Here is a 1,496-nt window from a genome sequence, read left to right as displayed (position 1 = left end):
GGCGGCCTCCAGCGCGGCTGCGGCGCGGGCCTCGGCGGTGATCGTCCTGCTCCAGTCGATGCTCATTCTGCGGCCTCCCCGGCAGGCGTGTAGTCAGGCAACAGGATCGGCCCGTCTGTGGTGACGAGGATCGGCTCGGGATGGGTGACCACCCGCGATTCAGGCGGTGCGGGCCACGGAATCGGGCCATGCGGCAGCAGCAGGGTCAGATGGATCACACCGCCGATCCGGGTGACCTCCGAGGCCAGCCAGTCGCAGTTCACCGCTTCACGCGGCAGGACGGCGCCCTCGGGCAAGGGGCCGAAGTCGAGATCCGCGCCGTCGATGGTCAGGACATCGCCCTGCCGGGACAGGGTGAGGGCGGAATCGGCGCGGAAGGGCGAGAACGAGATCTGCATGGGTGGTCCTCCTCAGAACCAGCGGCCGATGGCGGTCAGGCCGGGCAGCGAAAGGGTGCCCGACGAGGCATAGGAGAAGACGCGGTACTGCACACTGCCGACCGAGGGCGCGTTGATCCCCAGCCAGCGCGCCGCATTGCCGCCGCCCCCTGTCACCACAGGGGCGGAGAGGAACGAGGCCGGGAAGGTCCATGTCAGCAGGTTGCTGTGCATGTAGATCGGCCCGGCTGCGGTCGCGGCATCCACCCCGGCGGCAATGACCGTGCAGATCTGGGTGCCGTCAGCGAAGCGGACATATTCGCCATTGGCATTGCTGCCGCGTTCGATGACCTTGCCGGTCGGAACGCCGCCGGACTGGGAGACCGTCCCGAGCAGCGATCCCTGATGGAATTGCTCCACCCACGGTCCCCAGCCGGATGTGCCCCAGCTTCGGGAGAACTCCCGCAGGGCCGATGCGATGGAGGCGCCGCCGTAGCTGATGAACTTCTGGATCACGTTGGTGGTGCTGCGCGCCACCACGATCAGGGCGCCAGCACCGGAGATCCCCGGCGGGTAATTGTTCCCGGTCGTGTTGGCCGATGACGAATTGTAGAAAAGCCCGGAAGTCAGGATGGTATCGAGATTATCCGCAGCGGTCAGAGAAATTGCGGTGCCCAGACCGAAATCGCCAGTCTTCAGCAACCGCCCGGCGGCGGTATCCTTGTCGTTCTGGGTCACGGCGGTGCCGAGCAGCTTGCCGTTGAGCGTATAATCGCTGCCCGCCCGCGAGAGGGCAGAGCCGCCCAGCAGACCACGGGCCTGCGATGTCAGGTCTGCCAGTTGCGCAGAGCCTGCGCCATCGAACCACGGCAGCTTGTTCGCCATCGTTTCCAGCGCCGCAAGCGCCGAAAGATTGCCGTTCGAAAGCTCCTCCAGCAGTTCCCGCGCCGAGGCCAGCGCGCGGGTCATATCCGGCGTGAAGCGGACCTCGTAGTTCACAGCGGTCTGGGCGGCCCCCGGCCAGGGATAAGCGAGCGTGAGCGAGGTCGCGCTGTTGACGCTGGCGATCCTGACACTCAGCCTGGCCGCCCAGAACATGTCCCCTGCCTCCAGCCCGGC

Annotated in this window: 2 protein-coding genes; both read right to left on the bottom strand. The window is 66.9% G+C overall.

Annotated features, from left to right (window positions below; genetic code table 11):
* Window positions 1-62: 62 nt before the first annotated feature.
* A complete protein-coding gene (locus AO684_RS10385) occupies window positions 63-398 on the bottom strand; it encodes a hypothetical protein (RefSeq protein WP_054302689.1) in 336 nt (111 codons plus the stop codon).
* A 12-nt stretch (window positions 399-410) separates the two neighbouring features.
* Window positions 411-1,496: pyocin knob domain-containing protein (locus AO684_RS22005; protein WP_054302630.1), on the bottom strand; the 1,086-nt coding region annotated here is incomplete at its 5' end.

It is taken from the genome of Gemmobacter sp. LW-1 (assembly GCF_001303875.1).
GTDB classification, from domain to species: domain Bacteria; phylum Pseudomonadota; class Alphaproteobacteria; order Rhodobacterales; family Rhodobacteraceae; genus Gemmobacter; species Gemmobacter caeni.
This window is presented reverse-complemented; position numbering and strand designations above follow the sequence as displayed.

Excerpts from the sequence above, each read along its gene's own strand:
- AO684_RS10385 (WP_054302689.1), bottom strand. The coding sequence starts at position 398 with ATGCAGATCTCGTTCTCGCCCTTCCGCGCCGATTCCGCCCTCACCCTG.